The sequence below is a fragment of the Bacillus sp. MUM 116 genome (assembly GCF_001866655.1).
GTDB lineage: Bacteria > Bacillota > Bacilli > Bacillales > Cytobacillaceae > Neobacillus.
Map to the genome: position 1 here is coordinate 12,972 of NZ_MLYR01000086.1, position 17,870 is coordinate 30,841.

The 17,870-nt window shown below is 38.2% G+C and carries 16 protein-coding genes; 3 read left to right on the forward strand and 13 right to left on the reverse strand.

The window, feature by feature from the left end:
* Positions 1–138 precede the first annotated feature (138 nt).
* Positions 139–396, reverse strand: coding sequence for a toxin-antitoxin system YwqK family antitoxin (locus BIV60_RS19760; protein ID WP_071357431.1), 258 nt, complete (start codon positions 394–396; stop codon positions 139–141).
* A gap of 992 nt (positions 397–1,388) precedes the next feature.
* Positions 1,389–1,613, reverse strand: coding sequence for a hypothetical protein (locus BIV60_RS19765; RefSeq protein WP_071357432.1), 225 nt, complete (start codon positions 1,611–1,613; stop codon positions 1,389–1,391).
* Between the two features lie 968 nt (positions 1,614–2,581).
* Here BIV60_RS19765 and BIV60_RS19775 point away from each other — a divergent pair.
* Complete coding sequence (locus tag BIV60_RS19775) at positions 2,582–3,322, forward strand: SDR family oxidoreductase (RefSeq protein WP_071357434.1); 741 nt, start codon at positions 2,582–2,584, stop codon at positions 3,320–3,322.
* 78 nt (positions 3,323–3,400) lie between these two features.
* On the opposite strand, the gene BIV60_RS19780 is transcribed toward BIV60_RS19775, so the two are convergent.
* The 7 genes from BIV60_RS19780 to BIV60_RS19810 form a co-directional block, all read right to left on the reverse strand.
* Positions 3,401–3,826 carry a MaoC family dehydratase gene (locus tag BIV60_RS19780; RefSeq protein ID WP_071357435.1) on the reverse strand — a complete coding sequence of 142 codons (426 nt, stop codon included), beginning with the start codon at positions 3,824–3,826 and terminating at the stop codon, positions 3,401–3,403.
* A gap of 314 nt (positions 3,827–4,140) precedes the next feature.
* Positions 4,141–5,553 carry a purine-cytosine permease family protein gene (locus BIV60_RS19785; protein ID WP_071357436.1) on the reverse strand — a complete coding sequence of 471 codons (1,413 nt, stop codon included), beginning with the start codon at positions 5,551–5,553 and terminating at the stop codon, positions 4,141–4,143.
* A 246-nt stretch (positions 5,554–5,799) separates the two neighbouring features.
* The gene (locus BIV60_RS19790; protein WP_071357437.1) at positions 5,800–7,296 is read right to left on the reverse strand and encodes an aldehyde dehydrogenase family protein; all 1,497 of its coding nucleotides are present in this window, start codon (positions 7,294–7,296) and stop codon (positions 5,800–5,802) included.
* 271 nt (positions 7,297–7,567) lie between these two features.
* Positions 7,568–8,086, reverse strand: a complete 519-nt coding sequence (locus BIV60_RS19795; protein ID WP_071357438.1) for a flavin reductase family protein — start codon at positions 8,084–8,086, stop codon at positions 7,568–7,570.
* Positions 8,087–8,105: 19 nt separating this feature from the next.
* Positions 8,106–9,671: a phytoene desaturase family protein gene (locus BIV60_RS19800; RefSeq protein ID WP_071357439.1), complete on the reverse strand. Its 1,566-nt coding sequence runs from the start codon at positions 9,669–9,671 to the stop codon at positions 8,106–8,108.
* A 119-nt stretch (positions 9,672–9,790) separates the two neighbouring features.
* A complete protein-coding gene (locus BIV60_RS19805) occupies positions 9,791–10,873 on the reverse strand; it encodes an LLM class flavin-dependent oxidoreductase (RefSeq protein WP_071357440.1) in 1,083 nt (360 codons plus the stop codon).
* A gap of 248 nt (positions 10,874–11,121) precedes the next feature.
* The gene (locus tag BIV60_RS19810; protein ID WP_071357441.1) at positions 11,122–11,403 is read right to left on the reverse strand and encodes a hypothetical protein; all 282 of its coding nucleotides are present in this window, start codon (positions 11,401–11,403) and stop codon (positions 11,122–11,124) included.
* Positions 11,404–11,592: 189 nt separating this feature from the next.
* On the opposite strand from BIV60_RS19810, the gene BIV60_RS19815 reads away from it, so the two are divergent.
* Together BIV60_RS19815 and BIV60_RS19820 are read left to right on the forward strand one after the other, a co-directional pair.
* Positions 11,593–13,347 (forward strand): thiamine pyrophosphate-requiring protein, encoded by a 1,755-nt coding sequence (locus tag BIV60_RS19815; RefSeq protein ID WP_141770499.1) that lies wholly within the window; start codon positions 11,593–11,595, stop codon positions 13,345–13,347.
* Positions 13,347–14,144: a cyclase family protein gene (locus BIV60_RS19820; protein ID WP_071357442.1), complete on the forward strand. Its 798-nt coding sequence runs from the start codon at positions 13,347–13,349 to the stop codon at positions 14,142–14,144. Before BIV60_RS19815 ends, BIV60_RS19820 begins: the two co-directional genes overlap by 1 nt.
* Before the next feature lie 110 nt (positions 14,145–14,254).
* On the opposite strand, the gene BIV60_RS19825 is transcribed toward BIV60_RS19820, so the two are convergent.
* The 4 genes from BIV60_RS19825 to BIV60_RS19840 all read right to left on the reverse strand — a co-directional run bounded on the left by BIV60_RS19825 (position 14,255) and on the right by BIV60_RS19840 (position 17,839).
* Positions 14,255–14,860 (reverse strand): Crp/Fnr family transcriptional regulator, encoded by a 606-nt coding sequence (locus BIV60_RS19825; protein WP_256218474.1) that lies wholly within the window; start codon positions 14,858–14,860, stop codon positions 14,255–14,257.
* Positions 14,861–14,896: 36 nt separating this feature from the next.
* Positions 14,897–15,526, reverse strand: coding sequence for a Crp/Fnr family transcriptional regulator (locus BIV60_RS19830; RefSeq protein WP_071357443.1), 630 nt, complete (start codon positions 15,524–15,526; stop codon positions 14,897–14,899).
* A 372-nt stretch (positions 15,527–15,898) separates the two neighbouring features.
* On the reverse strand, positions 15,899–16,927 hold the full coding sequence (dmpG, locus tag BIV60_RS19835) for a 4-hydroxy-2-oxovalerate aldolase (RefSeq protein WP_071357444.1): 1,029 nt from the start codon (positions 16,925–16,927) through the stop codon (positions 15,899–15,901).
* Between the two features lie 24 nt (positions 16,928–16,951).
* A complete protein-coding gene (locus BIV60_RS19840; protein ID WP_071357445.1) occupies positions 16,952–17,839 on the reverse strand; it encodes an acetaldehyde dehydrogenase (acetylating) in 888 nt (295 codons plus the stop codon).
* Between the last annotated feature and the right edge of the window lie 31 nt (positions 17,840–17,870).

Sequence of the window (17,870 nt, forward strand, 5' to 3'; positions counted from 1 at the left end):
TTCGACCCCCGAAAGGAATTCTTCATTATTTATATAAATGTAAATTATTTACAGTATGAAGAATTGTTATACTACAAAGAGTGAAAAGTAAATTTAGACTCAACATACCTTGATGCTTCTTCATATATTTGTAAGTTTTTATTCTTCATATGGATGTGGATTTCTACCATTCTTGTCATACATTGTCCCTTTTAACTTTAAACCGTTTCTAAACATACCATCAAAAATCACTTTACCTGTCTCAGGGTCATAAAGTTTCCCCGAACCATCTCTTTCTCCTCTGCTATTCACAGTGCCTTCGTAAATTAATTTGCCTTTTTCATATTGCTTTTCATCCTTTTGGCACCCAGTTAATGCCAAGATACATATAATAAAGATTGCAAAAAAAGTTCTCACAAAATCACCCTACCCTGTCATACTTTTATTAACAGACTTCTTAAATAAGAATACCACTTTTTATTTATGATAAAATTACTATTTTATTGGGAAGCATACTATCACCTCTGTTCCATATTCAACGGTTACCATAAACTATCTCTCCACTTGAAACAAATATCATTTTAAGAAAAGTAGTAAATAAACTCATAATAATATTAATTTAACATATTGTGGTTATTTTCCTTTTTATTTTTTACCTTATGTACCTTGTTTTAGCTTCTTCCACTAACTAGGTGAACCACCCTTTTGCTTGAGACGGGACCTGCACCCTTACTAGATAGAAACACGAGAATGCAGATTCGAAATAACCAAGTCTTCACCTTTGTTTGCAAAGGGGTCAATTTGTCGATATCACTTGTACATCAGGCCCCATTATCATCAGAATTGGATGCGGAAACCAGTTCAATGTTCGGGTTCCTACCTTTCACTTAAGAGCCGGACAAGCCGTTCAAGTGACTTGTATCGGTTAACTTTTATTCTGATATAACCGAAAACAGTACTCTAATGGGTACTATTTTTTTTCTAAATATATTAAAAATCGACAGCATCCTAACACCTTCCTTCCAATCAAACCTTTGATTAAAACCACGACAAGCCCATATGAAAAACGAACATAGTCTAGTTTCCGGGGAAATTTTTTGTCGATAATTTTATTTAGCCTTTTCCCGATTAATCTCCCAAACTATCAAAAATGACTTTATGTCTTAAAATTATATTAGTTCCGACAAACCGGGCTTCCACACAAACGTTTGATTAGAAATTGAGCAAGCCCTTCTAATATATAGATTTATTCAAGAAAAGATGTAAGATAATTGTCGAAAACTTGGATAGAAAATCCTTTCACGGGATGTTATCTAAAAGTAGAGTATGCTTCTGCTGTACCCATACAATAAAAAAACTGGCCCAAAAGATTGTCATTCAACGACCTCTTGAGTCACCTCAAAAAGAGATTACCACCAACAAAATGGAAAAATCGGCCAGCAAAATGGAATGAAACAGGATCCCCAAAAACCATATCCATAACCTTCATTTTTATAAGAAGGATTGAATTCAACAATTTCCATTCCATCTTGTCTAACTTCTACGACCTTGCCTAACGCCCATTCTCCGTCTTCTTTTCTAAAACGAACCAATTCGCCTACTAAACGCTGTGCGTTTTCATAATTTAATTGCACTAAAAGTCCCTCCTTTCAAAATGTGGACTTATTATAAAGTATGATAGATATGCATTCTTGCAAGGGCAAACATCATGAGCTTGTCCAAAATGCTAGAAATTTTCGGCTGAGTCCATAGGAATTTCCAATCCCAATAGCAACAGCTTAATCAAACCCCTTCTATAAAAAGTGCCAGGTACCTTCCACCAAAGAAGATATCTGGCACTTTTTTCTCTATCAGCATAAAGCCGCAGGGACCCTCCCCAATGTTCATCCTCATGGTCTCCTTGGTTCTTCTTTTGTTAACTTTTTATTAATAATGTAAACATTTCTCCTATTAGATAGTAACTGTAATTATTTATTTGTATAATTTTTAGAAAAGCGCAAGCGCCTTGATCAGCCTCAGGCATAGCGTAAGACGAGCCGACGAGAAGGTTGCGCTTTAACCTTCTTGGCGGATCGGCTTACGACCTCGAGGGGCTAGGCTGCTTGCGCTAGACAATTCTCGAAGTCTAAAACTTATACGTTCTTAATCTTTTTAAAAATACTCGAATGGAGATGAATAGGATGGAAAATCATCATTTGAACCCGCTGCCAATAATTGATAAGTTCAAAAAGAAATTCTCATCATTTAGAGTACTAAGGAATGCAATAACAATCTCACTCGTAACTATTTCATTGTCTATTGATGTCATGATGGTTATAACCAATATCAGTAGAATAATTAGTATCGGATTAGGAATTATATCATTATTTATTTTTTGGTTTGCCTTGAATAATTACTACGAAAAGTGCTCCAAATTTTATGGAAAAACTGACAATCCTCACCGCTAATGGACACTATAGAGTCGATTCTCCTGGTTCAAATAACAGGATCCGTCCTCATGTTCACGCTTGGAAATGTTAAACTGATAATAGCCGAAAAGGGTCATAAAACAGGTGATTTGTTTGGTTGACAAAAAATAAGATCAGAAAGGATGTTACCCAGAATGTCTACTATTCAAGATCGAGTAGTTATCATTACAGGTGCCTCCAGCGGGATTGGGGAAGCAACCGCAAAAGACCTTGCAACTAAAGGGGCGAAGGTGGTACTGGCAGCCCGCCGTGAAGAACGTTTACAGAAACTGCAAGAAGAGATTCAAAAGAATGGCGGACAAGCTATTTACAAAGTGACCGATGTGACTTCGCATGAACAAATGGAGGAGTTAGCGGAGTATGCTCTGAAAGAGTTTGGGAAAATCGATGTTTTAGTGAATAATGCAGGCGTCATGCCTCAATCGTTCCTGTATAAGAAAAAAATTGAAGAATGGAATACGATGATTGATGTCAATATTAAAGGCGTCCTTTATGGCATTACGGCTGTCCTTCCATCCATGAGAGAACGAAAATCAGGTCATATTATTACTCTTTCTTCCGTTGCCGGCTATGGAGTATGGCCTGCGAGTTCGGTTTATAGTGCGACAAAATACGCCGTACGCGCGATTACGGAAGGTCTCCGTAAAGAAGAGGCCCGCAACAACATTCGTACAACCATTATCTCGCCGGGAGCAATTAGTACCGAATTAACGGAAACGATTACGGATACGAAACTAAAAGCGGCATTTGATGAGCTTTACAAAGATGCAATTGAAGCCGAAAACATTGCCCGTGCGATTTGCTTCGCCATTGAACAGCCGCCTGAAGTAGCCGTAAGTGAGATGATGATTCGCCCTACACATGAAAAGTTGTAATCAGGGTACGTGGTTTCCGATAAATGACGTGGAAATTTTCCACGTCATTTTTATAGACGAAGGCAAAATACTACCTCTTCATCTCTCGATCAATGCGGACATCTCACCTTCAAAAACTTTTTCTTCTTTATCATTTAAGGTAGTTAACAATATCGTAAGGATCCCCGTTTGATTTTTCATTGCTTTTATATCAATAACTTCACCAATGACCTGCAATACATCTCCAGGATACACGGGCTTCATAAATTTAAGATGATTCATTCGTGTTCCAGCAATGATCTCATCCCCATAGATTCCTTCTTCCACCAAAAGCTTAAATGAAAGGGCGAGCGTATGGATACCGGAGGCAATGATGCCCTGAAACCTACCTTTATTGGCCCTTTCCTCATCCAAATGCATATATTGAGGGTCAAATTCACCTGCAAACCTCATAATATCTTCTTTCGTTACTATAAATGATTTCGATTTAAACACCTGTCCAATTGTAAACTCATCTAATTTCACTCGTACACCTCTATTCTGTAATTGTTGTGTCCACAGAGACGTTTCTCTTAGTCTATTTTATCATTTCTTGGACCCAAAAAGCCGACGGAACCGTCCCCTTGGTTTTGTTGCACTGAAATTATGGTTTATTGAAAGGTTTATTTCATGTTTAATAAGAAAATATAAAAAAGAGAAGTGCTGCTAACACTTCTCATTGCAACTGCTACCGTCAGGGTGGTGGTTATCAAAGTAGATTATTTGTGAGAACCACCCTTTGCTTACGACGGCATAGTGCGGTTTTCTTGTTTTCTAGAACATGTTTCTCATACCGGTATCTAAGTATTTAATTGGGTAACAGTAGGATCGTGTTGACTAGAAGGAAGTTTGGGTTTAAAAATATATAAACGCAAGATTGGATATAGAATAATACTAATAATCGTAGAAGTTACAAAAGGTATTGGAATGAAGTTTATTGTTAAGGCCGAAACAGAAGCGATGATGAGTGTAAGGACCCCGGCTATATTAACTGTATCGCATACATGGGCACCAACCTCCCTATGTGTAATTTTCTTTACCCAATAGTGATCGATGATAACGATGGTAGCCACGCAGGTAGTTAATACTCCTAACATATTTAACCATTTCTCTACTAAACCCAAGATATTCATGGAAATCATAATTAAAGCAATAATATTACAAAGGACAACGAATAGAGCACGGTTTCCTCTCCAACCAAAGGCCGAAAAAACATTCGTCAGAGCTAAGGAGCCACTATACGTATTTAATATTTGCGCTTTCCCATTAGCAAGGAATAAGACAATAAACCCAATGACTCCTGCGAGGATAATGAAAAACGATGCCATATCATTTAAAGCAACCGCTGAAGCCGCCTCTGGAGTTAACCCTCTTGTTGCTACATAATGGTTGACTACCTTTCCCATCCCAACATACGCAATGGTACCGCCAGCAATAACCATGCCAATATTCATTACTAGCATTCCTGTAAGATTGGCCAAAAATACATCTTTACCTGTACGTGCATATCGACAAGAATCTGCCGCTGTTAGTGCTAAAGCCCCACTAGATCCGATTAAAATATTTACCGCAAAAACAAAATCCATAATGCCTTGCGATGGACCAAATTGACGACCAAAGGACATGATCTCACCTAAACTGATTCCACTGAAACCCATCGAATTAATGATCATGTATAGTAAGACAATCGTAAGAACTAATAATGTAACCCCTGCTACCCTGTATACTAGTTTGATGCCAAATAAGGCCAAGAAAACCCAAGCTAAAGTAAAAATACCGTAGATGACAATAGCATTTAACAGGGTTGGTTTCATATCAAAGAAAAACAGTACTCCGTTATAGAGTAAAACATTTTCCAAAGCTAAAAAGCCAAGAACCATAAAGCCAAAAACAATAGCAGTTACTAATGAACCTTTCACTCCAAACCCATAGTATCGGGTAATGACTGTACTAGAAAGACCTTCCTTTCGAGCAATGTCACCAAGAAGGTACCCAATAGTTGTCCCAATTATGATTGTGATAACACCTGCTAGTAATCCTAATTTCATCCCGGCAGAAAAAGTCGCTAATGCACCAAACATCATAATGGCAACGGAAGAACAAACCCCCATTGTGTTATTGGATAATTGCAGCCAAGATTTACGTTCATTCTCAGGAATACTTTCTAAAGCGTGGTCGTCCATCTTTTCTTTCAAATTAAGAATAAAAGCCATTTTTTCCCCTCCATTTGGTTCATTATCATTTAATTTTGAATACGGCGGTTACATTTAGGGCGACCTCCTAACAGTCGCTTTGAGCTTGATCTTCTTAATGAAAAACATCCCCAAGTTACAGTTAGGCAAAAAAACCTGTATACAACTTTTGGGATGTTTTCTCTTTGTTATTCTTTTGGGGGTGAAATCCTTTTCTTAGAATAGAAATTGGTTTATGTTCCCTTTAGCCATTCTTTATCTTGAGCCTTATTTAAAGAAACCTGCCGGAGGAAGCTGGTATGCTGCCACAATTGTCTTGGACTGGCTATAGGCATCTAGTGCCTCTTTGCTATATTCCCTTCCAACTCCGCTGTTTTTGTAACCTCCAAATGGGGCACCAGTTTGGAAATTAAAATAAGAATTTATCCATACACTTCCTGCTTCAAGTTTATTGGCGGTACCCAAAGCTTGTTCAAGGTTGCCTGTCATAATGCCGGCCGCAAGCCCATAATCTACACTGTTAGCCATTTTTATAACTTCATTAACATCCTTCCATCGTGTTACTGTAACAGCTGGCCCGAAAATTTCTTCTTGTGAAATTCTCATACCGGACTCGGCTTCTATAATTGTTGGCTCAATAAAATAGCCATGTTCATGACCTGGAACCGTAACACGATTACCCCCATAAAGAATTTTTGCCCCTTCTTTTTTGGCAATATCGAAGTATTTTAAAACACGTTTTCCTTGTTTTTCGTTAATGATTGAAGCTATTCGTGTAGAGCGATCCGTTGGCGGACCAATTTTAACTTGTTTTGCCCTTTCAATTAATTTTTTTACAAATTCATCATAAATATCATCATGAATGAAAAGCCGTGATCCAAGAATGCAACTTTGTCCATTAAAGCTTGTATACCCAAAAGTGGCATTTTCCACTGCTTGATCGATATCCACATCTGGAAAAACAATGTGCGGTGATTTACCGCCAAGTTCGAGTGTAACAGGAATAATTCTCTCTCCCGCCGTTTTGCCCACTAAGCGTCCTACTTCAGTACTACCCGTAAAGGCAAGCTTATCTGTATCCGGATGATCAATTAAAGCCTGTCCCGCTTCCTTTCCGTAACCCGGAACTACGTTGAGTACACCTTTGGGGAGAATTCCCACTACAAGTTTTGCAAATTCTAAAACCGATAAACATGCGTCTTCCGCGGGCTTTAATACAATTGTGTTACCAGCTGCAAGAGCTGGCGCCAGTTTGAATGCTGTCATAATCATCGGAACGTTCCAAGGAATTATTTGAGCACACACTCCAAGCGGCTCTTTCTTTGTAATTAAATAACCATTTTGAACCGGCCGGGAAGCGCCTTCATAATAGGTGAAAATTGCAGACGCAAAATATCGAAATTGTTGAATAGCAATACTGTAATCTGCATCAAACTCATGAATAGCCCTGCCTGTATCCATGCTTTCTATCATTTTTAAGCGTTCTTGATTTTCCTCTAGCACATCAGCAATTTTGTTTAATAGAATGGATCGTTCCTCAATTGACGTGTTCGACCAGACAGGAAACGCTGCTCTCGCTGCTTTTACAGCTTGATTAATCTCCTCTTTTCCGCAGCGTCCAACTTTTGAAAGCACTTCTCCTGTAGATGCGTTCACTGCATCAATATAACCATATACCGGTTCTACCATTTCACCATTTATAATTGGACCATAATTTTCATCAAATTTGATACTGTTAGGATTAATTTGGACCGTAGTTTCCATTTAATATCCACTCCATAGAATAAATTTAATGTTGAATCTGTTACCATATTTGTCAAACAAAAATAATTTCATTTAGACGCGCTTATATATTCGAATATTCAGTTAATTGTAACCCTGCTAATTTCCACCTCCCTATTTCTGAAATTAAATATATGTTAAACAACGAAAATACCAAAACACATGAACAAATAACATATATTTGCATTATCTAAGAGCTGGGTTCATTAAAGGGCCTAGTTTCCCTAAAGTCAAAAAGTTGCAAAATAAGAACTTAATTAGGCACGGATTGTTTTTGATTGTAAAATTCTTTAGGAATTGCACCAAATACTCTTCTGTGATAAAGCATTGGGTCTTTTTCTTTATTTACTTTAAGATCCAAAACTTCTCCAATTAATACAGTATGATCACCCGCTTCAATAGCCTTAAATGTTTTACACTCAAATACACCTAAAGCGCCTTCAATGATTGGCAATCCATTGCTGGAAAGTTCCCAATTACAAGTACTGAAGCGGTCTTCATGCTTACTTGCAAAAGTTTGACAGAGTTCTTTTTGTTCTTCCGCCAAAACATGAACAGCGAATTTTCCACGATCCGTAAATTCCTTAAGTGAAGATACTCTGTGATCAATCGACCAAAGAAGCATTAAGGGATCAAGTGATACAGATGCAAATGAATTGACTGTAAGTCCAACCGGTGTTCCATCTTCTTTCGTAGTGGTAACAATGGTTACTCCAGTCGGGTAATCCCCCATAATTTGTTTAAATATTCCTTGGCTATCTTCTTTCTTCATGTTTTTTCTTCTCCTTTATTTATTTAATTTGCTTTGCTGTAAGATAACCTGAAGTTCCGCCAAGACCTGGGCCTGGGTGGGTTGAAGCCCCGATATGAAACAAATTTTTAACTGGTGTATCATGTTTTTTGTATTTGGAGGTTGGTCTCCATAACATTAATTGATCAATCGATGCAACACCAGAATAGGGGTCACCGCCAACTAAATTTACGTTAGATGATTCTAAATCTTTCGGAGAAAGAATTTTCCTGCTTATTATATTATCTTTGAAATTTGGGGCATGTCTGCAAATACGATTTTCAATCCGTTCTACGTAGGCTTCTATAACCTTTTGGCTATAACCTTCAGAGGTATCAATTTCCCCCAAGGCATCCCCTTTCAAAACTCTAGGCATCTCTAGCAGCTGGACCCAAAGTGTATGTTTTCCTTCCGGGGCACGGCTTGGATCGAAAGCCGTATGCTGCCCTACGGCGATGGTGGCTTGTTTTGGCAGCAGTCCATTCGAAACTTCATTGACCGATTGACTTACCGCTTCAACCCCGTTTGTTATATTGATCATCGCTGCTTTTCTTAGTTCTGGATTTTCCCAATCTAAAGGTGCATCCAAAGCATAATGGATTTGCATGGAGGCGTTACCGTATTTATAGTTCCTGACATCTTTTTGAACGGACTCAGGAATAGGTATTTCTGTCAATAAATTCTCATATAATTGGTGGGGAGTAACATTAGCAAGAACATAATTAGCAAAATAATTCTCGTTTTGGGTCTGGACCCCTTTTACTTTTCTATTTTCAACTAGAATTTTATAAACGTTCTCATTGATGATAAATTCGCCGCCGTTTCTTTCAACTATTTTCATTAACGCTTTTACCAGTTGATCACCGCCCCCTTTAGGAATGGGCATGCCGGCAGCCTCAAGAGAAAATACGAGAACCTGGAGCATAATATTGCCTGCTGCATCATTTGGACCAAGACCTGTATGCAAAATCCAAGGAGCAAGAAGCGCTTTAATTACATTGCTTTCAAAAGTTTGGTCTAGTAACTGTGCTGCAGATTTCAGCATAGTTCCCGCTTCCCTCTTTAATTCTTGAACCCCCTTTTCCCTTACAAGTTTTAGCAATTTTCGAACAGAAGACCATGTAAGAGGCTCATTTGATAATAAATGAAATACTAATTCAGAATTATCTTCGAATTGCTTCATTAATTCTCGATAGCGATCACCATCGCCGTGTGTAATCTGATTAAAAGAATGAATATTTTTTTCACGGTTTGCATATAAAACTGCACTTTCATTATTAGGCAAAATAACCCCGGCTGGAACTTCCGTATTGAGGTATTCAAGCCCATTTTCCTCCAGGTCCTTCTTCAGCCCCGCATAGGCTGGACCCGTAACAAAATTAGGATGCCAGCCCGAAAAGACATCTGTCTTAAAGCCCGGGGCTGTAATTTCGCTTGTCTTAATACAACCGCCAATCCAATCATTCTTTTCCAATACCAATACTTTATGCCCTTTTTTAGATAAATAGGCTGCCGCAGTTAATGAATTAATACCACTTCCAATAATTACGGTATCAAAATATTTCATTACCGCTCCTCCAATAAGCTAATTTTTATAATCGCTAAAGCCGTAAATACATTTCGCCATTTAGGCTAATATCAATGTGAAGGGGAATGTAGAACGAAGAACATTCCCCATTAAAAGGATTAGACGCGATTTAATTGTGATTCTTTTGTATTTTTAAAGTTTGGCATAACCCGTTTACTTAAAAGTTCCTGCTGTTTTAACACTTTCCACTGATCCATACCGCCATAATTTGCTAAGAAGTCAATTTCAACCAATCCTTCAACTTCTTGCTTGATTTTATCAATCTTTTCACAAATTTCTTCAGGTGTTCCGGCCCAAACAACATTTTTCTCTATTAGTTCTTCGTAGCTCATTTTTGGGAGACCTTGTAAGATACCCTTTGTATAGAAATGGAATCCAGCGTCCTTCATTCTTTCAACATCGGGTAACCCAGCTGTAGGAGCAGCATTTCCTAAAAGAAAATTATAGAAATGTTCTTCTGCTTCCTGTCTAATCTGTTTTTCATCCCCATCGCTCATATAGACGGAACGCAGCCAGATAATGTTAGGCTCGTGCCCATTTTCCCAACAAGCCTTTCGATATATATCAAATTTATCTAGCAAAGTTGCAAGGGGCAGTAAAGGAGGAACAAAAATTCCCCAGCCCTTTTCCCCGGCTTGTCGGTAGGTATGTTCACTTGTTCCTCCGGTAGTAAATGGGATCTTTTTCTGAAGAGGATGAGGAACAACTTCTACATTATCAACTGTATAGTATTTACCAAAGTAGGATACTTTCTCTCCTCGAAGTGCCTGCTCAAGTATGGCAAGTGCCTCCTCAAAACGAGGTTTGGCTTCCTCAATTGGGATAATTCCTTCGTTTGGATAAACCCATGCGTGACCGCGACCGACACCTGCTTCTATACGTCCATTCGTTATAAGATCAGCGGCAGCAATTTCACCCGCCAAACGCAGCGGATTTTGAACTGGCAGGATATGAAGTGCCGTTCTAAAGCGAATATTATTTGTCTGGCTCGCTACAGCTGAATACACCGCTAATGGGTTTGCTGAAATAGAAAATTTCGAAAAATGATGATGATCAATAAGAGAATAAACATCAAAACCGGCTTTGTCAGCATGAATAATTTGTTCTATTACTTCATCATATACTTGCTTTTCCGTTTTCCCTGGAGGTAATTGCATTTCAGAATAAAGTCCAAATTTCATTTAATTCATCTCCCTAATATTATTTTTTTGCCTAATCGAATTGTATATTTAAAGCTCCCTTCCCTTCTGCTAACTCATTAACATTATTGATAAATCATTTTCTAAAAAGTCAAAAATTTCGAATAACAATCAAAAATAACCAAGATGTTAACCAATTAACATTAAAATAATGTTGATAACTGAAAATAAGAAAACTCCTATTGTAGAAGTTTTGTTCACTTAGTAAACAAGTTTCTACTTGGGAGTTTTTACTTTGCAGCAATTTTCATATATTCGGTCAATAGGTTGACAAGATTTCCTTTTCCAAACTTGATTTTGCATTTTTCTATATCTTTTAATGAACTAATATAAAAAAGAAGGAAGTCTAATATTTTTTTCCGGCGAACCTCTATACTTTCAGCAGAATTATTATAGAACCATTCATCGATTGTGTTATATACTCCCCTGTTTAAACCAAATGTTTCTTTACAATACCTAGAGAACAGCAGGTCAGGAAGATTTATAACCGTTTTTTGTTCAGCAAATGTCATCGAATCCCCCCCTTTCTATTTATTACTTTACAAAATAAAAGCATTAATCGTTGTTAAACTATTAATACTTTTTTATGAATCTTTTAAAAATTCCGAGATAATTGTTAATGGATTAACGGAAGGAAAATACCAGTGCAGTATTATAAAGTTAGTAAAAGTTTATCAAATAACATGCAAGGAGGAATTTCATTGTATAACACAGGATCAGCATTTTTAGAAGCTTTGCAAGAAGCGGGTGTTTCCTATATTTTTGCTAATTTAGGAAGTGATCACCCGGCGATTATTGAAAATTTGGCGATAGCCAAAAAGGAAAATAAGGAATTACCAGAAATCATTACCTGCCCCCATGAATTTGTGGCATTGACTGCTGCGCAAGGGTATGCACAGGCAACAGGTGAGCCGCAGGCAGTAATCGTTCATGTAGAATGCGGAACACAAAATTTAGGCGGTGCCATTCATAATGCATACAAAAGCAGGGTTCCTGTATTAGTTTTTGCCGGCGCGTCACCTTATACCCAAGAAAATGAATTAGCTGGAAGCCGAAATGAGTTTATTCATTGGATTCAGGATGTTTTTGACCAACGCGGCATTATGCGCGGATATACGAAATATGATAATGAAATTCGAACCGGAGCGAATGTCAAGCAGCTTGTACATCGTGCATTACAAATTGCTAAAAGTGATCCTAAGGGTCCAGTTTATCTAATGGGACCAAGAGAAGTGATGGAAGAGCCGGCCATGCCTGTAGAGATTCAAAAGGAGCTATGGGAGCCGATTTCCCCGGGAGCAATTTCTCCACAAAAGATTAAAGAATTAACGAATGATTTGCTGTCAGCTAAAAATCCGCTTGTTGTTACCTCTTATTTAGGAAGGAAAAAAGAAGCGGTTGAAGAACTAGTGCGTTTATGTGAACGATTGGCCATTCCTGTCATTGAATCCATACCAAGTTATATGAATTTTCCAAGTAATAATCCAATGCACTGCGGTTCCTATTGGAATACTGAAAAGCAGATTAAAGTTCTTGATGAGGCCGATTTTATACTTGTATTAGACAGCGATGTTCCATGGATTCCTGTAAGAAACAAACCGTCTAACAATGCAACTATTTATTACATTGATGTTGATCCGTTGAAAGAACAAATGCCTTTATGGTATATCCCATCAAAACGATTTTTTAAAGCTGATGCATACACAGCACTTCAGCAAATTAATGATTACCTGGATAAAAATAGTGATATCGATCAAGGGGCGGTTTCCCAGCGCTGGGAAAAACACTCCGAATACCATAATCTTCAGGCAGAAGAAAAATATATGATCGAAAAAGCAGAAAGCGATGTTATTACCCCTGAATTTCTTACCGCCTGTATAAGGGAAATAACAGACGAAAATACAATCGTATTGAATGAAGGAATTACTAGTCATGAGGTAATATCCAACCATATAGGGGCAACTATTCCAGGGTCTTATTATGGAAGTCCTGCAGGTTCACTTGGATGGAACGGCGGAGCCGCAATAGGTATGAAATTAGCTAATCCGGATAAGACGGTCATCAGTCTCACCGGAGATGGATCCTTCCTATTCAGTATTCCCTCCACTGTTCATTGGATGGCAAAAAGATACAATACCCCATTCTTAACAGTTATTTATAACAACTCTGGTTGGAAGGCACCAAAACAGTCAACGCTTGGTGTCCACCCGCACGGTATCGCCAAACAAACGGAAGAATTCTTTGTCCATTTTGACCCGCCGGCAGATTTATCGAAAATTGCTGCAGCAGCTGGAGAAGCGCACCCAATTATGGTGAAAAACCGTTCAGATCTGAAAAATGCGCTTAAAGAAGGATTGCAGTTCGTGAAACAAGGGAGATCCGCTGTTATTGACGTTTATATCCCACATGTTTATACCGCGGAAAATACCACTACCTACGCAAAGGAGACAGTCTAATGATTGTAAAAGTAAATATCTTAGAGTCCCTTATCAATAAGATTGCAACTGGAAAAATAGAAGTTATCGATCTGTCACAAACCCTGAATGAAAACACCCCAGTTATTCAATTGCCAGAGCCTTTAGCAAGAACAGGGGGATTTAAATTAAAACAGTTGTCAATGTATGATGAGAAAGGGCCAACTTCTTACTGGAATGATTTTACTGCAGGCGAACATTGTGGTACGCACTTTGATGCACCTATTCACTGGATTAGTGGTAGAGAGCATGATAGTGTTGACACAATTCCAACGATGAACATGGTGGGAGAAGCATATGTGATTGATATTAGAGAAAAAGCAGAGCTGAATCCGGATTATTGTGTAACAGTGGAGGATATTCTTGAATTTGAAGAGCAATATGGAAGAATTAAGAAACATTCTTGGGTATTGATTCAATCCGGATGGGCGCAATATGCACATGATCACGAACTATTTTATAATATTGGTGACGATGGACAGCCCCATACACCTGGGATTAGTAAAGAGGCTTCTATTTTTCTTGCAGAGGAACGAGATATATTGGGAGTTGGTGTAGAAACCGTTGGAACAGATGCAGGGATTGCCGGTTCATTTGACCCTCCATTCCCTAATCATCATTTCATGCATGGCGCGAATAAATATGGCCTCGCCCAATTGACCGCTTTAGAAAAACTTCCTGCAAAAGGAGCTGTTCTCATCGCTACTCCGTTAAAAATAGAAAAAGGCAGTGGAAGTCCTGTTAGGGTTATTGCCTTGGTAGAAAAGGACCAGGATTAAAAGAAAATGGAAATAAAAAAATGAAAGGTGGACTTCTTCACCTTTCATTTTTTTAGCATGATTCATGAAAATGCATAATTGAAAAAAAGGATTTAAGGGCTAAGATAAATTTATTTTATCTCCTTAAGTGCTTTAGGGTCTACTATGTAAATCCTTCTATTACTAATTAAAACAATACCTTCGGAGGCCCATATTTTTAGAAATTTATAGATTGTGATTCTTGTTAAACCAGTATAGAACGATAGCTCCTGCTGGGTTAAATTGATTTCTTTGCTTTCAAGAGAATTCATCAAATATAGGAGCGATTGGGCGATTTGGGATTCCGTGCTGGTACTTGTTACATTGATATTATTTAAAAGGAGCTTTTCTTTAAGAATAAGGGATTCAGCAAATAAAATCGTTACTTCTGGGTGTATTTGAATGAGGTTATGATAATCTTGTTCCGAGAAATAGTATACAACACAATCTTCATGACAAACGGCTGAACAAAAGTATGGCAGATGATCAATTTCACCCGCTAAAACTCCTGGACCAACAAAATCTAAAATCCTTTTCCCTCCCCCGGGAGTGTCAGAGATAATTTTTACTATTCCTTTATAAATATAATAAAATCCAGTTCCTATGTGACCTTGTTGGAAAATGTATGATTTTTTTTTGAAAAAGAGTCTCCTGCCGTATTTTAAATAATCTGTCCAAGATTGTTTTAAAGTAATCAACTGTATGTCCCCTTTCCTTATCACATTAAATAGATCTTAGAGTGCAATTTCTGCTTTATAGCAGCCGTAAAGCGTTTTCAATTTGTTGGGGTCTAATATGTGAATCTTGTGGCCCCTTCTTGAAATTATCCCCTCTACTAACCATTTCTGCATAATCTTATAGACTGTTACTCTTGAGGTTCCAATATATTTTGCAAGGGAGATTTGTGAAATCGAAAAGGGATTTTTATTATTCTTTTGATAGAGTTGAAGAAAGTAGTGTGCCATTTGCTGCTCATAAGGCTTATTGATCATTCCAATGGTATCAACAAGTAATCTGATTTTACTAATAAGTGAATTCATAAAAATTTTGTTTGCTTCTGGGTGCTCTTTACATATTTTTTTAAATGTTTCGGTTGAAAAGTAATAAACAATAGTATCTGTATCACACACCGCTGTACTCGAATAAGGCTGTCCCAATACCCCTTGTTCTCCCAGTAAAAAACCATCTGCTAAGTAGTCAACTATTCGTTCTTTACCATCTTTAGAAAGCAGTTGAATATTCAGCCTTCCTTCTGCTAAGTAGTAAAAGCCTGAACTTTCCCTACCTTGTGAAAATAAAACATCACCTTTAGCTAAAGCCTTTTTATTACTATAGATCGTATAAGGTTCCCATAGATATCTCACATTTTCTCCTCCTGAATATTTAAAAAATTCTTGAAATTAAGAAGAAATTCATTGATGAGCGATAAGTCTATACCAAATTGTACTGTAAATTTTCTATTTTCTCTATCTATATTAGCATTGGGTACCATCAGTTAAAATGGATTCTAAACGAATAAAGAACAAAATTACGTTAACTAATTAACATATTCAAAAAATAGTTACTAATATTGTCATATTAAACTAAAGCAAAACGGCCAATGTTAAAAGAGCATTGGCCGCCTTTTTCAATTAAATTCCCATTTCATTAAAACTAAAGCAAGCCCTTGAAAAAACGACATTTTAATCAATATAAATGGTTGCTTTATTGAATTATTAGCAATTTAATTTGCCCTTTTAACCTAAAACAACCTTATTCTTTTCTTTGGCAATCTCTGTAGCTACATCGACAATCATATCTTCTTGACCGCCCACTACTTTACGCTTGCCTAATTCTACTAAAACATCACGGGAATCAACGCCAAATTTAGCAGCTGCCCGTTTTGCATGAAGGGCAAAACTCGAGTACACACCCGCAAATCCAAGAGTTAAGCTATCTCTCGTAATTTCTTGCGGCACTTGCAAAATGGGTGCAACAATCTCTTCCGCCAAATCCATCATTTTATATAAGTCTACTCCTGTTTTAATTCCCATTCGTTCACAAACGGCAACCAATACTTCTGTTTGAGTATTCCCGGCACCTGCTCCTAAACAGCGTACACTGCCATCAATGCGAGTCGCACCCTCTTCAATTGCCACAAGTGTGTTGGCCATGGCAAGCGACAGGTTGTTATGGCCATGGAAGCCGACATGAATCCCTACAGATTGCTTAAGAGCGCGAATACGTTCACGAACCTGGTCTGGAAGCAGATAGCCTGCTGAATCGACAACATATACGGTGTCAGCTCCATAGCTTTCCATTAATTTTGCCTGTTCAACAAGTTTGTCTACTGGGGCCATGTGGTTCATCATTAAGAAACCGACTGTTTCCATTCCTAATTCTTTTGCATAGGCAATATGCTGCGGTGCCACGTCTGCTTCAGTTACATGTGTAGCAATACGGGCCATTTTTGCACCTAAATTGGCGGCTTCTTTTAATTCATGCAGTGTACCGATGCCTGGTAATAGAAGAACAGCAATTTTTGACTTGTCCGCAACAGAAACCGCCGCTTCTATTAATTCCATTTCATTTGTCCGCGAAAAACCATATTGTAACGAAGATCCAGCTAAACCGTCACCATGAGAGACCTCGATAAAAGGAACATTTGCATCATTCAATGCTTTTGTTATCTTAAGTACTTGATCAACCGTATATTGATGATTAATGGCGTGGCTTCCGTCTCGCAGCGCTACTTCGGTAATGAGAATATCTCTTTCAATTGTCATGGTTTATTTGCCCCTTTCTACAGCTTAAACTGTTTCCTTCGTTAATAACTTTTTCGCAAACGCCTCTGCAATTTTCACACCAGCTGATGTCATGATATCAAGGTTACCTGCATATACAGGCAGGTAGTCACCAGCTCCTTCTACCTCAAGAAAGATAGTTACTTTATTTCCGTCAAAAATTGGTTCGGTGCGCACGCGATAACCCGGGACATATGATTGAACCACTTTTTCCATATCGCTGATGGATTTCCGAATCGCTTCTTCATCCATTTTCCCTTCCTCTACTAGCGTGTAAACGGTATCACGCATGAGGATTGGCGGTTCGGCAGGGTTTAGGATAATAATCGCTTTCCCTTTTTTAGCACCACCAACTACTTCAATCGCATTTGAAGTTGTTTCTGTAAATTCATCGATATTGGCACGAGTTCCTGGCCCCGCACTCTTACTTGCAATCGTCGCAACGATTTCAGCATATTCGACAGGGGCTACTCGGTTTACGGCATGGACCATTGGGATCGTTGCCTGACCTCCACAAGTAATAAGGTTGATATTATCCTTATCTAAATGCTCTTCAATGTTTACGGCGGCGCAGACTAAAGGTCCTACGGCTGCTGGAGTCATATCAATAACCTTTATTCCCGCTTCTTTTAACACTTTTGCATTATAGAGATGTGCTTTTGCGGAAGTGGCATCAAAGACGATGTCTGCTTTTAATTCCGGGTCTGCCAAAAATCCATCAATCCCTGTATCAACCCCTGCATACCCTAATTCTCTTGCACGGCGTAAACCGTCTGATTGCGGATCAATTCCGATTACAGCAGTCAGCTCTAAAAATTCAGAGCGTGCTAATTTGATCATTAAATCTGTTCCGATGTTCCCTGAGCCAAGGATCGCAACTTTTACTTTTTCCATGCTATTTTTCCTCCTATATAAAAAATCTTCT